The organism is Vibrio sp. YT-17, from assembly GCF_033337375.1.
Lineage (GTDB): Bacteria > Pseudomonadota > Gammaproteobacteria > Enterobacterales > Vibrionaceae > Vibrio > Vibrio alginolyticus.
This window is the reverse complement of sequence record NZ_JAWOQP010000013.1, coordinates 107147-124235: the sequence shown is the minus strand read 5'-3', so window position 1 is coordinate 124235 and position 17089 is coordinate 107147. Positions and strand designations below refer to the sequence as shown.

At 43.3% G+C, this 17089-nt stretch carries 15 protein-coding genes; 9 read left to right on the top strand and 6 right to left on the bottom strand.

All coding sequences use genetic code 11. The annotated features are described in order from the left end of the window. Positions 1–168: 168 nt before the first annotated feature. Complete coding sequence (locus R7F67_RS14200; RefSeq protein ID WP_005377131.1) at positions 169–1788, top strand: sensor histidine kinase; 1620 nt, start codon at positions 169–171, stop codon at positions 1786–1788. Next, positions 1785–2471: a response regulator gene (locus R7F67_RS14195; RefSeq protein ID WP_258475337.1), complete on the top strand. Its 687-nt coding sequence runs from the start codon at positions 1785–1787 to the stop codon at positions 2469–2471. The genes R7F67_RS14200 and R7F67_RS14195 overlap by 4 nt, the downstream gene beginning before the upstream one ends. A gap of 91 nt (positions 2472–2562) precedes the next feature. Here R7F67_RS14195 and R7F67_RS14190 read toward each other — a convergent pair whose 3' ends face one another. After that, positions 2563–4698, bottom strand: coding sequence for a TonB-dependent siderophore receptor (locus R7F67_RS14190; protein WP_017634564.1), 2136 nt, complete (start codon positions 4696–4698; stop codon positions 2563–2565). A 99-nt stretch (positions 4699–4797) separates the two neighbouring features. Continuing rightward, complete coding sequence (locus tag R7F67_RS14185; protein ID WP_318057238.1) at positions 4798–5763, bottom strand: helix-turn-helix domain-containing protein; 966 nt, start codon at positions 5761–5763, stop codon at positions 4798–4800. Positions 5764–6300: 537 nt separating this feature from the next. Between R7F67_RS14185 and zwf the strand changes: the two genes are divergently transcribed. From zwf to R7F67_RS14165, 4 genes are all read left to right on the top strand, one after another. Further along, positions 6301–7803, top strand: a complete 1503-nt coding sequence (gene zwf / locus R7F67_RS14180) for a glucose-6-phosphate dehydrogenase (protein ID WP_258476805.1) — start codon at positions 6301–6303, stop codon at positions 7801–7803. Continuing rightward, positions 7800–8516 carry a 6-phosphogluconolactonase gene (gene pgl, locus R7F67_RS14175; protein ID WP_005387158.1) on the top strand — a complete coding sequence of 239 codons (717 nt, stop codon included), beginning with the start codon at positions 7800–7802 and terminating at the stop codon, positions 8514–8516. The genes zwf and pgl overlap by 4 nt, the downstream gene beginning before the upstream one ends. Positions 8517–8554: 38 nt before the next feature. Beyond that, complete coding sequence (gene gnd, locus R7F67_RS14170; protein ID WP_005377160.1) at positions 8555–10003, top strand: decarboxylating NADP(+)-dependent phosphogluconate dehydrogenase; 1449 nt, start codon at positions 8555–8557, stop codon at positions 10001–10003. A gap of 218 nt (positions 10004–10221) precedes the next feature. After that, positions 10222–10749, top strand: coding sequence for a hypothetical protein (locus tag R7F67_RS14165; RefSeq protein ID WP_151514835.1), 528 nt, complete (start codon positions 10222–10224; stop codon positions 10747–10749). A 10-nt stretch (positions 10750–10759) separates the two neighbouring features. On the opposite strand, the gene R7F67_RS14160 is transcribed toward R7F67_RS14165, so the two are convergent. Then, positions 10760–10963, bottom strand: a complete 204-nt coding sequence (locus tag R7F67_RS14160) for a hypothetical protein (RefSeq protein WP_005377162.1) — start codon at positions 10961–10963, stop codon at positions 10760–10762. A 578-nt stretch (positions 10964–11541) separates the two neighbouring features. Here R7F67_RS14160 and R7F67_RS14155 point away from each other — a divergent pair. Further along, positions 11542–11679 (top strand): hypothetical protein, encoded by a 138-nt coding sequence (locus tag R7F67_RS14155; RefSeq protein ID WP_005377165.1) that lies wholly within the window; start codon positions 11542–11544, stop codon positions 11677–11679. Between the two features lie 61 nt (positions 11680–11740). Here R7F67_RS14155 and R7F67_RS14150 read toward each other — a convergent pair whose 3' ends face one another. Beyond that, on the bottom strand, positions 11741–13507 hold the full coding sequence (locus R7F67_RS14150) for a sigma-54-dependent Fis family transcriptional regulator (RefSeq protein WP_318057237.1): 1767 nt from the start codon (positions 13505–13507) through the stop codon (positions 11741–11743). A gap of 239 nt (positions 13508–13746) precedes the next feature. On the opposite strand from R7F67_RS14150, the gene R7F67_RS14145 reads away from it, so the two are divergent. Further along, positions 13747–15267, top strand: coding sequence for an aldehyde dehydrogenase family protein (locus R7F67_RS14145; protein ID WP_318057236.1), 1521 nt, complete (start codon positions 13747–13749; stop codon positions 15265–15267). A 126-nt stretch (positions 15268–15393) separates the two neighbouring features. On the opposite strand, the gene exsE2 is transcribed toward R7F67_RS14145, so the two are convergent. Further along, positions 15394–15699, bottom strand: coding sequence for a T3SS regulon translocated regulator ExsE2 (exsE2, locus tag R7F67_RS14140; RefSeq protein ID WP_005377171.1), 306 nt, complete (start codon positions 15697–15699; stop codon positions 15394–15396). A gap of 8 nt (positions 15700–15707) precedes the next feature. Beyond that, positions 15708–16154 (bottom strand): type III secretion system regulatory chaperone ExsC, encoded by a 447-nt coding sequence (exsC, locus tag R7F67_RS14135; protein ID WP_005377174.1) that lies wholly within the window; start codon positions 16152–16154, stop codon positions 15708–15710. A 388-nt stretch (positions 16155–16542) separates the two neighbouring features. Between exsC and R7F67_RS14130 the strand changes: the two genes are divergently transcribed. Next, positions 16543–16956 carry a YscW family type III secretion system pilotin gene (locus R7F67_RS14130; RefSeq protein ID WP_318057235.1) on the top strand — a complete coding sequence of 138 codons (414 nt, stop codon included), beginning with the start codon at positions 16543–16545 and terminating at the stop codon, positions 16954–16956. Positions 16957–17089: the final 133 nt, after the last annotated feature.

Sequence of the window (17089 nt, the reverse complement as noted above, 5' to 3'; positions counted from 1 at the left end):
AATGCTAAATTTGGTGAATGGTTGTAATTTTATGTTTCAGCTCGTCGATTAATTAACCGTAAACTCTGCGGTTTGTTTGCCTTCCTCACAGATTTATCACCGCGACAACGTCATGCTGTTAACTGAATGTTAACGTTACGCTCAAGAGTGAATCACAAGGATGTATCAATGAGTTGGAAAACCATCAGCTTTCGTAAGCGGATGCTCATTATCATGACGCTATCGGGGTTGATAGAGCTGTTATTGCTTGTCGCCGCAGGGTTCACTTATCTCAAAATCAATCAAGAGCAAGAAATGGGAGAAAAAGCACTGGGTGTTGCCCGTTTTTTAGCGGACTCAGCGGTTGTTCGTGAAATGATCGAAACCCAAAACCCCCAGCCATACCAACTTCGCTTTAGAGAATTAACCGAAGCCATAGGTGCTGCATTCATCGTTATTGGCGACCATAAGGGAGTACGCTTAATCCACCCTGTTGATGAGCGGTTGGGCAAGCCAATGAGAGGTGGCGACAATCGTCGAGCGCTAGAACAGGGGTTGTCTTATGTTTCGACGGCACAGGGCTCGTTAGGTTATTCAGTTCGTGGTAAAGCTGCGATTTTTGACGAGGAAGGGAACATCATTGGTGTGGTTTCGGTTGGCTATTTGCTCGACCGACTGCAAGACCGCATCGAACCATTTTTGGCCTTTTTGATTTTAATGGTCATCGTAGTTGTCGTCGCTAATGCCATTGTATCCAATTATGCGTCGAGAAAGTTTCAGCGCGCCATTTTAGGCTTTGAGCCTGAAGAGATAGGGAGGTTGTACGGCGAATTAGAAGTGACGATGAGCACCATCAAAGAGGGCGTGTTAAGCATTGATGCCCAAGGGATACTTCGCTCGATAAATCGTAGTGCCTGCCAGATTCTCGGTATTGATAGAGAATCAGCGCTCAATAAACCTTTGACTGACACGCTGCGTGATAGCGATCTATATACAGTGTTAGAAAGCGGGCAGGAAGATCATGATATTGAAATATTCCTTAATCATAAGCGCCTGATTGCAAATCGCTCTCCAATTTATGTTGATGGAAAAATCGTGGGGGCGGTATCGAGTTTCCGTTTAAGGGATGAAATCAATGATCTAACCGAACAGCTATCACAAACCAAGGAATATGCAGATTTGTTACGTTCGCAAACCCATGAGCATCGAAATAAGCTCAACACCATTAGCGGGCTAGTACAAATGGGTGAGCTTGATGCGGTGCAAAAGTTAATTGGACAAGAAACCGCACACTATCAAGCAATGATTGAGTTTTTAAGAGATACCGTTAAAGACCCGCTAATTGCAGGTATGTTGCTTGGAAAAACTGAACGTGCTCGCGAGTTAGGCTTACAACTGGTGGTTGAGGAAGGTAGTCGTCTGGAGCCCCTGCCTGAGTGGCTAAATTCGGAAGACCTTGTCACAATTTTGGGTAATTTGATTGATAACGCTTTCGATGCCACGTTAACTTCAATTCGCGATGAATCAAATGTTGCGTCAGAACGCAGAAACATTGATGTGTCCGTTAGCGATTACGGAAATGAAGTGATACTTGAGGTGATAGATCATGGTTGTGGCCTCCCAAAAACAATGGATCCACAAACATTATTTACAAAAGGCGTTTCGACGAAATCTCGTCAAAATCGAGGTGTTGGGTTACACCTTGTCAATCAGCTTGCTACTCGATATCACGGCCATGTTGAGATGATACCCAATACAAATTATGGGACAAGAATAACGGTGTACTTACCCAAGGAAGAACAATTATGAGTATGGCGACTCGCGTAATGATCATTGAAGATGATCTGGCTATTGCTGAGCTGCACCACAAATACTTAAGCCAACTGACAGGTTTGGAAGTGGTCGGAATTGCGACCACGAGAATGGAAGCGGAAATGCAACTCGACATTCTTAAGCCAGATTTACTATTGATGGATGTCTATCTTCCCGATGGCACAGGGCTTGAGATACTTAATACACTGCGTGTAAGTAACCAAACGTGTGATGTCATTTTGATTACAGCCGCAAGGGATGTCGATACGTTACAACAGGCGATGAGGGGTGGCGTTGTCGATTACCTGTTAAAACCAGTGATGTTTCCACGTTTAGATGCCGCACTGAAAAAGTATGTGTCCCAACGCCAACAACTAGACATCGTAGAGAGTTTGGATCAGAACCTCGTTGATAAAATGCTGCAGTCTCACGCCAATCAAGACAACTTGCCGAACCGATTACCAAAAGGGATTGATGGTGTAACCCTAGACAAGATCAGAGAGTTGTTCCCAAATGGCAGTGCGCTGACCGCTGATGAGGCAGGTGAAAAAATCGGAGTGAGCCGAACAACGGCAAGGCGCTATTTGGAGTATCTGATCAGCACTGGTGAACTAGAGGCTGATTTAAACTATGGGTCGGTAGGTAGGCCGGAAAGGTGCTATAAAAAAGTGACACGGTAGTGTTTATATTGATGCTCTATGCAAAATAAAAAGCGATGGCTTGTTGTAGAAACCATCGCTTTACAAATTACTGCTGTTCTGTTCTGAGAGGTTAGAAGTTGTATTCTAACTTCGCTTCGATAGAGCGCTCAGCGCCAAACCAACAGTTATTTTTGTCGTAACAAGAATAGTATTCTTTATCGAATAGATTGCTTGCAGAAAGCGTGACGCTAGCCCCTTTCATTGATTCAGATACCGTTGAGAAATCGTAACTTGCTGCCAAATCAAACAAGGTGTAGTCCGGTACTTTTTGACTATTCTGTGCATCAATTTGTGCTTCCCCGACATAGCGAACGCCAGCACTGGTACGAAGGCCTGAAAGATTTCCTTCAAAGAAGTAATTGGCCCATAGAGAGGCCGTTTGCTCAGGTACCCAAACCGGCGTTTTACCTTCTTGGTTGTAATAACTGTCCTCGGTAATCTCCATATCGGTATATGTATAGCCTAGAGTGAAATCAGCTTGTGCTGTGGCTTGCCATTTTGCCTCAAGTTCAATACCTTGTGATACCACTTCGCCCGCTTGATAGTTCGGTGCATAAGGATTATTCGGATCGGTCAAGATCGCGTTTTTCTTCGTAATATGGAAGAGTGCTAAGTTACCTGAGATATCACCAGATAATGGGGCGTATTTAAAGCCTAACTCCCATTGATGACCGGTTGATGGCTCAAATGCTTTACCAGAAGAGTCGGCACCCGCAATTGGCTCGAAACTTTCCGAGTAAGTAAGGTATGGCGAGAGACCAAAGTCTAGCTCATACAAACCACCGACTCGGAAAGATACGTTGGTATCGTCTAACTCTTCCTTGCTGTTGGATACTGCTCCTAGATAATCGCTAACGGCGTCTGTATTTGAATCGTATTTATCCCAACGAAGACCTGCAATCATTACAAGTTGGTCGTAACGAACTTGATCTTGGAAATAAACGCCAATCTGCTTCGTTTTGATATCTAAGTTTTGTTTGTATTGGAAATTCAGTGCATTACGATCAATGCTGTTGTGGTCAGGATTAAAAATGTCCTGAGTTAGCGAATACCCAAGCGTGTCTTTGTATTTTACATCTGAATCTAAATACTGATAATCAAGCCCGAACAATAAGTTATGTTCAAAATTTCCTGTTTTAACGTAGCCAGATAGCTGGTTGTCAATCACAAAGGATTTGGACTTTTCATCGGTTAAATAGGCATTTCGACCAACGGTACGGTTATCCGCTTCAAGTGCACCGTTATATGTGTTTTCCTGATAGGCATCGGCGGTCATGTAGCGGGCATTCTGTAGAAATTGCCAATTGTTGTTAAAGTCGTGTTGGACTTTGTAACCCATCATCAGAACTTCGCGTTCGTAAGTGTTCCAGTCCTCATCCCCTAAATAAGTGCTTGGTGACATCGAGCCAAGTGGGTTTTTAATCACTGAGCCAGATGCAGGCACAGTCGTGTAGATACCTGCTGATGGATCATTTTGATAGTAAACATTCACGTTCACTAATGTGCTTTCTGTCGCTTGCCAATTGAAAGATGGGGCGAGTACATAACGTTCATCTTCAGACGTATCGGCTTGACCATCTCGCTGTTTTGCCAGGCCGACGATACGGTAATCCACATTAGAATCACCAATTTGTCCTGTGGTGTCGAACGTCAGTTCTTTTAGGTTGTTAGTCCCAGTACTAATCGAGACAGAGTGTGAGGGTGTTGACTGAGGCGCCTTGGCGATAATGTTGACCATACCTCCTGGTGGAATATTGCCGTAAAGAACAGACGTTGGCCCTTTAAAAACCTCGATTTGCTCAAGAGCAACGGAATCGACCTGCGGTTGAAGGTTCCAACCGTTGTACAGCAAAGGAAGACCATCATAAAAGTTGGTGTAGTTAATAAAACCACGAATATTGAATAGGTCAAGTCGGGAAACGGCACCACCACGCAATTCTGTATTTACGCCAGGCGCATAACGCAATGCTTCGCTCACCGAGTTTACGCCGCGTAGGTCCATGTCATCTTTAGTGATTACCGTGATCGCTTGCGGTGTTTCCTCCGGTTCTAAAACGGTTTTAGTTGCGGTGTTTCGGTATGTTTCTCCTAGCACCGTAATCGTTTCGTGTTGGGATACGCTCTCAGTCGCATTGGCGTGGCCAGCGAGCAATGCGGATACGACGATAGCAACCGCTGAACGATGAAATCGAATCGGACTTTCCATATTTATAAATTCCACTACTTTTTCTATTTATTGATAATGATTGTTATTTGTATTCTATATTCAAAGAAATAGGAAAAGTTAACAATTTGGTGCAAAACACTAATCTTTGGAACTTATTCTTCTGTTCTTAGGTTTTAAAGATAGCGAGTCGTTTGGCTCGACAGGAATCCAATACTGCATTTGTGCTTGTTCGCTATCAACATCATAACCTTCTGGATAAAGCTCTAACTCATAACCATCGATAGCATGATAATTAGAGTAGGGTAGCCAATGTAAAATAAACCATTCCAGCGTTGAGGCGAGCTCTGATGCTTTGCCTATGTGTGTAATGACGGCGTAGGTTTGCTCAGGAACAGCCAAGAGGTCTAACCCCGAGTCGGAAGAGTTCGTTGATCTTGGTGCGTTTGCTGTTGGACTGCACTCATAACCTGCCCAATACTCAAGTTGTTGGTTGTTTGAATACGCTTGCGTCACATCAATCACGCCAAAGTAACTACTTTCCGAATTGTTAAGGTTTTCAGATGAATAAAGACGTGACCAAAGTGACGGTACTTTGGATTGGAAATCGGGCGTAGCGGAAAACAATCCGTGAATAGGTTCATGATAACCAGCAAGTTCAAAAGCCGGTTTTGTTTCTATTCGAACTTCAATAAAGCGCTGATGTTTTTTCTCTTCTTCTGGTGTCTTACGCAGCGTCAAAGGTTGCCTCAACCCGGAGAGTTGTTGCGTTTTTCGATATTCGCGGGGGCTTTTTGAAAACATATTCCTGAACGCTCGGCTAAATGCGTGTTCAGATGTAAATCCCATTTCTATCGCTATATCTAACGAGCGGTCAGAAGTATGGATTAAGCGCTCAGCCGCAAGGCTAAGTTTAAGCTCTCTGATGTAGTGAGCGACGGATACGCCAGTGTGTTGTTGAAATACGCGTTGCAGTTGCCAGCGCGACCAACAACTTGCTTTTGATATTTCATCTACGCTCAGAGTGCTGTCTAAGTTGGTGTGAATGTAGTCAAGCACCGATTGTATTCGGTTAATGGGATGTGGGTTAATGGCGCTTGATTTCATGGCGTTCTACTTTCACATTAATAGTGATTTCATTATCTTTAATTGAGTATCATTATCAATAGGATGATGAAATAAAAAGTAAGTAACACAGATCACGATAAAACTGTAATGGATTGCAAGTATGAGTGATTTTTACCCATATTAGAGTTTTTGCTTAAATTTTGGAGCGTTCAGATGAAACTTTTTTTATCAATAAAATACAATCGCTTATGACGTTTTGTGCAACTTATTTAAACGTTTGCACTGGCAAGTGTTGATGTAAATCAAATAGTCGTAGACAATATCGCCCCGTGTCGGACTCTCCTCCAGCGAGTACAGTGTGTACTTTTGAGACATAAGTGACTTAAATGACCTCAATACGTCGTGTTTCCAAGAATCGGAAATGCAACTTCTTAAGGTTCTTTGGGCCCATAGACTTTACCTATCAACGTAATAGGTAAGACCAATTTTCTATTTTGAGGTGCCATTGATAGGGTTGGCTCATTCTCTAGCCGTATCCGGGCACACAATAAGTACCTCGTTTTTAAGGGAAAGATGATGGTAATACCAGAAAACAGCAGCATCGTTATTTTTGGTGCTTCAGGTGACCTTACGTACCGTAAGCTCATTCCTGCTTTATACCACCTCTACGCGAACAAGCAGCTTCCAGAGAATTTTGCCATTCTGGGTGTAAGTCGCACTGAATACAGTGATGAGTCTTACCGCGCGAAGCTGAAAAAATCGCTTCAGGAAATGGAAAATACTGAGCCAGAAACGCTTGATGCATTTATTAACCATCTGCACTACCAAGCAATTAATACTTCTGACACACAAGATTACGGTAAGCTATCTTCTCGCTTAGACCAACTTGCGGACGAATATCAATTCGAGCAACGCAATACGCTTTTTTACTTAGCAACCCCACCAAGTTTATACAGTGTGATCCCTGCAAGTCTTGCAGCACATGGTCTTAACACTGAAGAGGATGGCTGGAAACGCCTGATCATTGAGAAACCATTCGGCTATGATCTTGAATCGGCGCGTATTCTGGACAAAGAAATTCACGAGCACTTCCAAGAGCATCAAATCTACCGAATTGACCATTACTTAGGTAAAGAAACGGTACAAAACCTACTTGTGCTTCGTTTCTCTAATGCGATGTTTGAGCCGCTTTGGAACCGTAACTTCATTGATTACGTTGAAATCACAGGCGCAGAATTCCTTGGCGTAGAGGAGCGTGGTGGTTACTACGACAACTCTGGCGCTGTGCGCGACATGTTCCAAAACCACTTGCTACAAGTATTAGCAATGGTAGGTATGGAACCACCAGCGCAAATCAATGCAGACTCGATGCGTGATGAAGTGGTAAAAGTGCTTCAATGCTTAAAGCCATTAGACGAAAACGCTCTGCGCAACGACCTAGTGTTAGGCCAATACACGGCGTCTGAAGTTCGTGGGCAAAGCCTACGCGGCTACCGTGAAGAGCCGGGAGTTGCAGACGATTCTCGTACAGAGACTTACATCGGTTTGAAAGCGTACATCAACAACTGGCGTTGGAATGGCGTGCCATTTTACGTGCGTACTGGTAAGCGTCTTCCAACACGCGTTACTGAGGTGGTTATCCACTTTAAACAAACACCGCATCCTGTGTTTGGTCAAAACGCACCAGAAAACAAGCTGATCATTCGTATTCAACCAGACGAAGGCATTCAAATGAGCTTTGGCTTGAAAGAGCCAGGCGCAGGCTTTGAAGCGAAGGAAGTGAAAATGAACTTCCATTACGCTGACTTGCAAGAAACGCAAATGCTAACGGCATACGAGCGCCTTCTACTTGATGCTTTGAATGGTGATGCTACGCTATTTGCACGTAGTGATGCGGTGGAAGCGTGCTGGCAATACGTACAGCCAATCTTAGATTTTAAGCAAGATCCACAATCCCTCTTCGGGTACGCATGCGGCACTTGGGGACCTAAAGAGTCAGATGACTTGTTACAGCGTGATGGCCGCGCTTGGCGTTTCCCATGTAAAAACTTAACAGATACGGATTACTGTGAACTATGATCAACCATAAGATCTACCAAACAGCAGAACAGGTAGTTGAAAGCCTAGCTAACGATATGAAAGCGTTTAGCGAAATGGGCAGACCTGTTCACATCTCTCTTTCTGGCGGCAGCACTCCTAAAATGCTGTTTAAACTACTGGCTTCAGAGGCTTACGCAACCTCCATTCAATGGGAAAACCTCCACTTTTGGTGGGGTGACGAACGTTGTGTTGCCCCTGACGATGCAGAAAGCAACTACGGTGAAGCGAACACGTTGTTGTTTAGCCAAGTAAATATTCCTGCAGAAAACATTCACCGCATCCGTGGCGAAGATGAGCCTAAAGCAGAAGCCGAGCGCTTTGCAAAAGAGATGGCAGAGGTAATCCCGAATGAAAACGGCACACCTGTGTTTGACTGGATCTTATTAGGCGTTGGTGCAGATGGTCATACAGCTTCTCTGTTCCCTGGCCAAACGAATTATGATGATGCGAACCTATCTCTTGTGGCGTCGCATCCTGAATCGGGCCAACTTCGTGTGTCGAAAACCGCACGCGTATTAGAAGCAGCGAAACGCATTAGTTACTTAGTGCTTGGTGCAGGAAAAGCGGACATTGTTGAAGAAATTAACAGTTCACCAGCACACGCACTGCCATACCCAGCGGCTAAGATTCAAGCGAAATCGGGCCTAACGGAATGGTATTTAGATTTAGACGCGGCAGCAAAAATTGCTTAAGACGCTGCTCGTCGATGAAATAAAATTGGAGAGAAACAATGAAAGGTGATATCGGTGTAATTGGCCTAGCAGTAATGGGTCAAAACCTTATCCTAAACATGAACGATCACGGCTTTAAAGTGGTTGCTCACAACCGTACTGCTGCTAAAGTAGACGAGTTCCTGGAAGGTCCAGCAAAAGGCACGAACATCATCGGTGCATACTCTCTAGAAGAACTAGTAGAGAAGCTAGAAACGCCGCGTAAAGTAATGTTGATGGTTCGCGCTGGTGACGTTGTAGACAAGTTCATCGAAGCGCTAGTACCTCTGCTAGACAAAGGCGACATCATTATTGACGGTGGTAACACTAACTACCCAGATACAAACCGTCGTGTTGCTGCACTACGTGAAAAAGGTATCCACTTCATCGGTACTGGTGTATCTGGTGGTGAAGAAGGTGCGCGCTTCGGTCCATCTATCATGCCTGGCGGTGCTGCTGAAGCATGGGAAGCGGTTAAGCCTATCTTCCAAGGTATCGCTGCGAAAACTGACGCTGGTGAACCATGTTGTGACTGGGTTGGTAACGACGGTGCTGGTCACTTCGTTAAGATGGTACACAACGGTATCGAATACGGTGACATGCAGCTTATCACAGAAGCTTACCAGTTCATGAAAGACGGTCTTGGTATGTCTGCAGACGAGATGCAAGCAGTATTCGCTGATTGGAACAAGACTGAACTAGACAGCTACCTTGTTGAAATCACGGCTGACATTCTTGGCTACAAAGATGAAGACGGTGAGCCTCTCGTTGAAAAGATCCTAGACACAGCAGGCCAAAAAGGTACTGGTAAATGGACTGGTATCAACGCACTAGACCTAGGTATTCCACTAACGCTTATCTCTGAGTCTGTATTCTCTCGTTGTCTATCTGCACTGAAAGACCAACGTGTTGAAGCTGAATCTCTATTCGGTAAGACAATCACTCCAGTTGAAGGCGACAAGCAAGAGTGGGTTGATGCACTACGTCAAGCGCTACTAGCTTCTAAGATCATCTCTTACGCTCAAGGCTTCATGCTAATGCGCGAAGCATCGAACGAAAACGGTTGGGACCTAAACTACGGTAACGTAGCACTAATGTGGCGTGGTGGTTGTATCATCCGCTCTGCGTTCCTAGGCAACATCCGTGATGCGTACGAAGCGAACCCAGACATCGCATTCCTTGGTTCTGATGAGTACTTCAAAAACATCCTACAAGGCAGCCTAGCAGCATGGCGTAAAGTAGCAGCGAAATCTCTAGAGTCTGGTATCCCAATGCCATGTACGATTTCTGCGCTATCTTTCCTAGACGGTTACACAACTGCTCGTCTACCAGCGAACCTGCTTCAAGCTCAACGTGACTACTTCGGTGCTCACACTTATGAGCGTATTGACCGTCCACGTGGTGAATTCTTCCACACTAACTGGACTGGTACAGGCGGCGACACAGCGTCCACAACTTACGACGTTTAATCCGCGGTCAGTAAGCTGATCAAAGCAAAAGGGTGCCCAAGTGGCATCCTTTTTTGCGTCTGTAAGATATTGGTAGATTTAAAAGTTACATTAAACGTTGATTCGTCACGCACTTCTCAGAAATGGGAGAGCATGCATTTGCTAGCAGTTTAATATTTCTCTTCGAAGAGTGAAGCTAAGCCGCTCTCTGCCGTCTCCTCAACTATAAGGTAATAGAAATGACACAACAGAAGCATCCATTTCACACAGCTTTCGTGTTGCTTATGTTCATATTACTGATTACTTACTCCATCTATAGCCTTTATCATCATTTCGTTTTCGAATCTCTACCGCGTCAGCTCAGTAGTGGTTTTCAAGTGGTCTACATTGATGCGTCATATGTTTTAAGTATCGCAAGCTTACTCTTGTGCCCTACATTATTGGTCTATATTTTATTTGATCGAATGACTCAGTTAGTCAAAGTGCCGATTAAAGTGATAACTATAACAATTGTCTTGTCCCTTATCGTTGCTATTCCAGGTCAAATTTTTGAATTTGGGCGATTGAAGTATATTGCAGAAAATAATGGTTACTCAGCGTGCCCACCTTTCACAATTGCATCAAGCGGAATGTTTGTAGAAGCTATGGTAAAAGAAGAAAAATACTGTATAGAACCAGAAATTAATCGTATTGGTATGTATGGCTATTTTCACGAACTCGAACGGATTGATAACTATATCAAGTCACACAGAAATGACATTCAATAGAAAAGAGCGCCTAGGCGCTCTTTTCAGTGGTCGTTTTCTTGTTTTGATAAAACCTGTCTTTTAGGTAGAGAATTGCACTGACCACAAGAGCCACTAAAGAAACAGTAAATAGGGCGTACATGCTGAGAATCCATGCGAATGTGGCCGTCAAGAATGCGATGAAGGAAAACATCCTGCTGAAAGACATCACATGGCCAAGTTTGTTACTTTTCATAAACGCCTCCCGATGCTAAGTGGGAATAGACAATTGTGGTCATATGCCACACTTTTAATTGTCTGCTCTTTTGGGACGTTTCACACAAAAAAGTGGCTAAAGATTTCTCAAAAAAGGTGAAATATTGAACTGGTAGACAAATCGTTAAACTGAGTTGCACAGATATGACTTCGGTTGTCTATCACTTCAAAGTTTTTAACTACGCAGATTAAGGGCATGTAGCGCTATTATTATCGTATTCGAACTCTACGATACACAATTGTAAGTGAACCTACACTCGTAAGCTCATCCCTGTCGTCAGTTACAGTAAAAGCTTTTTTCTCTGTTTAACAATACCTTAGTAACTACGGGCAATTAAATCTGTTTTTCGATCGAAACTCAGATTGCACAAAAGGTGAAAAAGAGTGCTAGGTAAGCCTCTAAACTACGCCTATAATTAGCGCCCACATGGAGGATGTTTATTATATGAACATCCTTTATTTTTTGAAACTAGCAACAAGGATCCAGTAAAACATGTTTTTCTGGTTTTGTTTACGTCGACCAAGAAGGTAATTAACACAGCAAATTGAGGTTCTAAGATGACTCTTAACAAGTACTTTGTTTTCATTCCAGCAGAATTGGAACAGGAAATGCACAAGGACAATCAAGTGATCTCTGAGAAGGAAACTCAACGTCAGGCATTAGTAAAACAGGCACAACAACAAGGCGGCCTGTAAGCTAGGTTTCAAAGAGAAAGAGCACCGCAACGGTGCTCTTTTTGTATCTGAGGTCGTAGAATTAACTTAATATGCCAAGGCTTTTCAACTTTCTGTAAATGGTATTTCGGCTCACACCAAGCATACGAGACGTTTTGCTAATGTTCCCCTGGTTGGCTTGATATGTTTTGAGCAACTTATCTTCGACGGTTGCACGCAGTTCTGAAGTTGGTTCAGCGGATGCTGCCACTTCTTGAGCTTGGCTGAGTTTCTTACTTAGGTGGGCTGGGACGTGTGTGAGTTCCAATATTTCTTCACCTTGCGCCATTAAGGCGGATACTTTGATTAAACTATCGAGTTCACGCAAATTTCCTGGCCATGAGTAAGACAGCATCAGAGAAAGTAGGTGAGGGCAAAGCTGTTGTTCAGATTCGGCGTGACGCCGATGAATGTTCTCAATCAGTTGTCGTTTATCTTCACGCTCCTCAAAGCGAGGTAGCTCAATGATCAAGCCATTAAGGCGATAATACAAATCTTGGCGGAACAATCCTTCGCTGACCAAATGTTCCAGATCTTTATGCGTGGCTGCAATGATTTGCGTATCGACTTGAATGCTTTGGTTGGAACCCACGGGAAGCACGGTTTTATCTTGCAATACATGGAGCAATCGGCTTTGAGCTTCCAAGGGTAAATCTGCGATTTCATCTAGAAACAAAATCCCTTTGTGTGCTTGGCGAATTTTTCCCTGATAGCCTTTGCTGTTTGCGCCAGTAAAGGCACCGGCTACGTAGCCAAATAATTCAGATTCAACCAGATCTTTTGGTAGCGCTCCGCAGTTGACGGAAACTAACGGTCCCGTTTTTCTCTGGCTGTTTTTATGGAGTGCTTTCACAAACTCGTTTTTGCCAACACCAGTCTCTCCGAGAATCAACAAACTGATGTCTTTATCGATGACGCGATTGGCTTGCTGCCAACAGTGCTCAACAGCGGAGTCGCCATAATGAAGATCATTGGACGCCGCTACAGCACGAGACTTGACCTTGCTATCGTTATCGGTAAGCGGTTTTGTTTTGAAAACGAAAGGGTGCTCATTTCCCCGAGTGGATAGAATGTCGTCTAAGGATTGCCCAATGATACTTTTTTGCGCAAAAAGTTGAGAGGCTACTTGATTGTGAGCCAAAACTTGTCCGTCTTCATTTGCAATGATAATTCCTTGCCAACCACTATTCAGTAAACCTTTTTCGCACGCTAAATCCACACGAATATGCCCTTGTGGAATCAAGTTAAGTAGTTGATTCTCCACTTGCTGGACCATGTTTTGTACTAGTACTTGCGTTGAGAAGTCATGTCTCTTTTGCTCGCTCGTAATATCTAATACGCCAATGAGGTTACCAAGATGATCGAAAATAGGATTAGCCGAACAGCTAATAAAACGATGGTGTTGGATAAAGTGCTGATCACCAATAACAGAAACGGGCTTTGCTTCAACCAAGGCTGTACCAATCGCGTTGGTGCCTTTGACCTTTTCTTGCCAGCATGCACCAGAGCTTAGCGAGATTTCCGTTAACTTTTCACGAAATCTAGGCTGTCCCCAACTGCCGATGATGACACCATCTGAATCCGTCAAAATTAAGCGACTGTCGCTATGAGCAAATAGCTGATTAAACAGAGGGAGCGCAAATTGAGTGACTGCCTCTAGCAAAAAATTGAGTTGGTGACGCCTATCTTGGAGCGTTGCTGGCGTTACTCGAATATCTTCAGGGCGTCGACGCTGTTTTAAACCCGCTTGTTCACTTCTGACCCATGAAGTTGAAAGCCAATTGTTATCGCTAATGTGTTGAAGTTCCATGACTGTACCATTTTGTCACAGTGAGGGTGTGCCATTTTGGAACACTTGAACATTGGTGTTCACACCATACATCCGCTCAAACATCGCTCACTTGGTTTGTTATCGCTTGGTAATCATAGTTTTACATTTAATTAACAACAAGTGTGGCGTAGTTGGCGTGTGACTTGCGTAATGCTCTTTGTGAACAGTGCGATACGACACTGCAATAACACATTGAACGAGAAACAAAAGGAAGAGTTATGATCTATGCACAGCCAGGTAGTGAAAATGCCATTGTTAACTTTAAATCGCATTACGATAACTTTATCGGTGGGGAATGGGTAAAACCAACGGGTGGTGAGTACTTTGACAATATCTCACCAATCAACGGACAAGCGTATTGTAAAGTTGCTCGCTCTGGCGAGGAAGATATTAATTTAGCACTGGATGCCGCGCACAACATCAGAGCAAAATGGGCCAAAACTAGCGTGACAGAACGTTCGAACATCTTGCTGAAAATTGCTGACCGTATTGAGCAGCATCTAGAAGAGCTTGCAGTTGCAGAAACTTGGGAAAACGGCAAACCAGTTCGCGAAACCTTGGCGGCAGATTTACCTTTAGTAGTGGATCACTTCCGTTACTTCGCTGGCTGTATTCGCGCACAAGAAGGCAGTGCGGCAGAACTGGATGAGCACACCGCAAGCTACCACTTCCCAGAACCGATTGGTGTGGTTGGTCAAATTATTCCGTGGAACTTCCCAATGTTGATGGCGGCTTGGAAACTAGCACCGGCACTAGCGGCGGGTTGCTGTGTGGTATTGAAGCCAGCAGAGCAAACCCCAACATCCATTCTGGTTCTGATGGAAAAAATCGGTGACCTTCTTCCTCCTGGTGTCATCAACGTTGTAAACGGATATGGTTCTGAAGCGGGTCAAGCATTAGCAACCAGCAACCGCATTGCGAAACTCGCGTTTACCGGGTCTACGCAAGTTGGCAACCACATTCTGAAATGTGCAGCAGACAACTTGATCCCATCGACAGTTGAGTTAGGTGGTAAATCTCCAAACATCTACTTCTCAGATATCTTCGATTACGAAGATGAGTATCTTGATAAGTGTATCGAAGGTACGTTACTTGGTTTCTTCAACCAAGGTGAAGTTTGTACTTGTCCATCTCGCGTACTGGTTCATGAAGCGATTTATGACAAGTTTGTAGAGAAACTGACGGAACGTGCACAGCTGATTAAACAAGGTAATCCGCTCGATACCGATACTCAAGTTGGTGCTCAGGCTTCTCAAGAACAGTTTGATAAGATTTTAAGTTACCTGGAAATCGGCCGTGAAGAAGGCGCAAAAGTGGTCTTTGGTGGTGGAGTGTCAGAACAGCCAGAGTCTATCAACCAGGGGTACTACATTCAGCCAACCATGTTGGAAGGCCACAACAAGATGCGAATCTTCCAAGAAGAAATCTTTGGCCCAGTGATCGCTATCACCAAATTCAAAGATGAGGCAGAAGCGTTGGAAATCGCAAACGACACCGAATATGGCTTAGGCGCAGGTGTTTGGACACGTGATGCGAACGTCGCATATCGTATGGGCCGTAATATTGAAGCTGGTCGAATCTGGATTAACTGTTACCACGCTTACCCTGCACACGCAGCGTTCGGTGGTTACAAAAAATCGGGTATCGGGCGTGAAACGCACAAGATGATGCTGGACCACTACCAGAATACTAAGAACTTGTTGATTAGCTACAGCACCGACCCGTTAGGCTTCTTCTAGTGAAACTAAGTAATTAATAAAGAAAAAGCAGTATGAATCAAAACCCCGAATCTTCGGGGTTTTTTATTAGCGTGAGCTTGTCGGCTGAAGGTTAATTTAGATGTTTAACCTGCTTATATTGTGATATCAGGAACGTTGAATTATCGCCACTTTTCGTTCCATAAGCTTTTCTACGGCGGCGTTTTGCTTGTCAATATTGAGTTGCGGATCAAAGTCCAAAACGCGATTGCAAGATTCGAGACTGGCAAATTGATTTAAACATTCACCAAGCTCTCTTTTAGAGCTTGTTCGCGTCATACTGCTTTCTGATGAGGAGAGTAGGGTGACTTTACGGCCATGAAACGTTCCTTGCGGCACTGCATCACTTTGCTGCGCTTGTTGAACGTCATGAACCGATGAATTGGTGTATGTGGATTGGATGTCATTGGACATAAAGACACCTAAACTCTCAAGTCTAAAGTTTGTGGCATCGGTGGTGCCTCATCAATGGTTACATGCGAAGACAATAACGCTTCCCACGACTCGCTGTGCGTCAGCAATTCTGCTAAAGCTGTTTCAAAATATTCGTAATCCAGTCGCCTAATGTTAATGAGTCGGTTTAAACATAGGACATGTCGGTGGTTATCTAAACTAAAAAATAACTGGTGCTCAGGCCAGTGATAATTAAAAGCCAAGAAAGAGCGATAGAGATCGGAATTTACAATTTGAAGGCCAACAATCTCAGCTTCGAGCTGCAGAGTTGTCGATTCAGGATGAAAGATGATATGCACCCTTAGATTATCATCAAAGGCTAAGCTTACTTCATTTTCCGTTAGATGCAGTGCAGGCAAGCCTATTTGATGAGCAAACTTTAGCAAAATCTCATCGATAGTTTGGCGTGCTGACATAGGAATAGTCCCTTTTGAAATTTTATCAAGGAAAATATTAGATGTATCTCTTCATGTTTATCAATATTAGTCGGTTGTTATTATATTTTGGCTTTTAAATGTGTTGAGAGAAATAGAAAGATAAAAGTAAGAGTGTTCAGATGCATATCTCGATGGCAATGATATATATGAATATCACTTTTCTCTAATGAACTTCAATTAAGGAAGGAATGAAAGAGAGCAGAAACTGTTTTTGAAATTACAGTCCATGTTAACTACGTGTTGTTGAAAAATGCGATTTATTGTCCGCTTGTAGTATAAATATAAGTTGATCTTTTATATTTTTACATAAAGAATTGTGTGAATTTCAAATGAGCTAGATTATATAAAATACGTTTATGGGGTCATAATGAACAATTCTATATGGGCTGGTTTTATTGGGTTATTCATACTGAGTGGGTGCAGTCAGACTGTGTCCGTCAATGGGGTGGATGGCTTTGATACACAGAGTCAGGCATCAGTCTATGGTTGGGTTTCTGTCGACGGCTACTTTCCACCTTCGATTACTTCTCTTGAAGTGGGAATATGTAAAGTTATTGATAATCAATGTCTTAAATCGGCATCTCAGAGCTACCAAGGCGTTCAGTTGCCTGTGCAGTATTCGTTTTTAATTGCACCAATTCAAGCTGGTGAAGGAAAAATGAAGATTATTGGAAAGCTTTATTCAAACGGTGAGCTCGTTGCTGAAAAAGAAAAGAACTATTTATTTTTAGAGGGAAATAAACAAGAAAACTTGATTCTTGTTCCAAAAATAAACAGATAAAATTTTAAGTACTACATTTTTATTAGAATTTTCTAATTTATAAAAATAAAGACCATATCTTTCCTTTTGTGAAAGATTTGTTGTCTTTTATAAACATTAATTACATGACTTTGAAGTCATCGGGTCAGTTGTT

Coding starts and splice junctions, on each gene's coding strand:
- exsC (WP_005377174.1), bottom strand. CDS start 16,154: ATGTCAGCACGCCAAACTATCGATGAGATTTTGCTAAAGTTTGCTCAT.
- zwf (WP_258476805.1), top strand. CDS start 6,301: ATGGTAATACCAGAAAACAGCAGCATCGTTATTTTTGGTGCTTCAGGT.
- R7F67_RS14150 (WP_318057237.1), bottom strand. CDS start 13,507: ATGGAACTTCAACACATTAGCGATAACAATTGGCTTTCAACTTCATGG.
- R7F67_RS14160 (WP_005377162.1), bottom strand. CDS start 10,963: ATGAAAAGTAACAAACTTGGCCATGTGATGTCTTTCAGCAGGATGTTT.
- R7F67_RS14190 (WP_017634564.1), bottom strand. CDS start 4,698: ATGGAAAGTCCGATTCGATTTCATCGTTCAGCGGTTGCTATCGTCGTA.
- R7F67_RS14200 (WP_005377131.1), top strand. CDS start 169: ATGAGTTGGAAAACCATCAGCTTTCGTAAGCGGATGCTCATTATCATG.
- gnd (WP_005377160.1), top strand. CDS start 8,555: ATGAAAGGTGATATCGGTGTAATTGGCCTAGCAGTAATGGGTCAAAAC.
- R7F67_RS14195 (WP_258475337.1), top strand. CDS start 1,785: ATGAGTATGGCGACTCGCGTAATGATCATTGAAGATGATCTGGCTATT.
- R7F67_RS14155 (WP_005377165.1), top strand. CDS start 11,542: ATGACTCTTAACAAGTACTTTGTTTTCATTCCAGCAGAATTGGAACAG.
- R7F67_RS14165 (WP_151514835.1), top strand. CDS start 10,222: ATGACACAACAGAAGCATCCATTTCACACAGCTTTCGTGTTGCTTATG.
- exsE2 (WP_005377171.1), bottom strand. CDS start 15,699: ATGTCCAATGACATCCAATCCACATACACCAATTCATCGGTTCATGAC.
- R7F67_RS14185 (WP_318057238.1), bottom strand. CDS start 5,763: ATGAAATCAAGCGCCATTAACCCACATCCCATTAACCGAATACAATCG.
- R7F67_RS14130 (WP_318057235.1), top strand. CDS start 16,543: ATGAACAATTCTATATGGGCTGGTTTTATTGGGTTATTCATACTGAGT.
- pgl (WP_005387158.1), top strand. CDS start 7,800: ATGATCAACCATAAGATCTACCAAACAGCAGAACAGGTAGTTGAAAGC.
- R7F67_RS14145 (WP_318057236.1), top strand. CDS start 13,747: ATGATCTATGCACAGCCAGGTAGTGAAAATGCCATTGTTAACTTTAAA.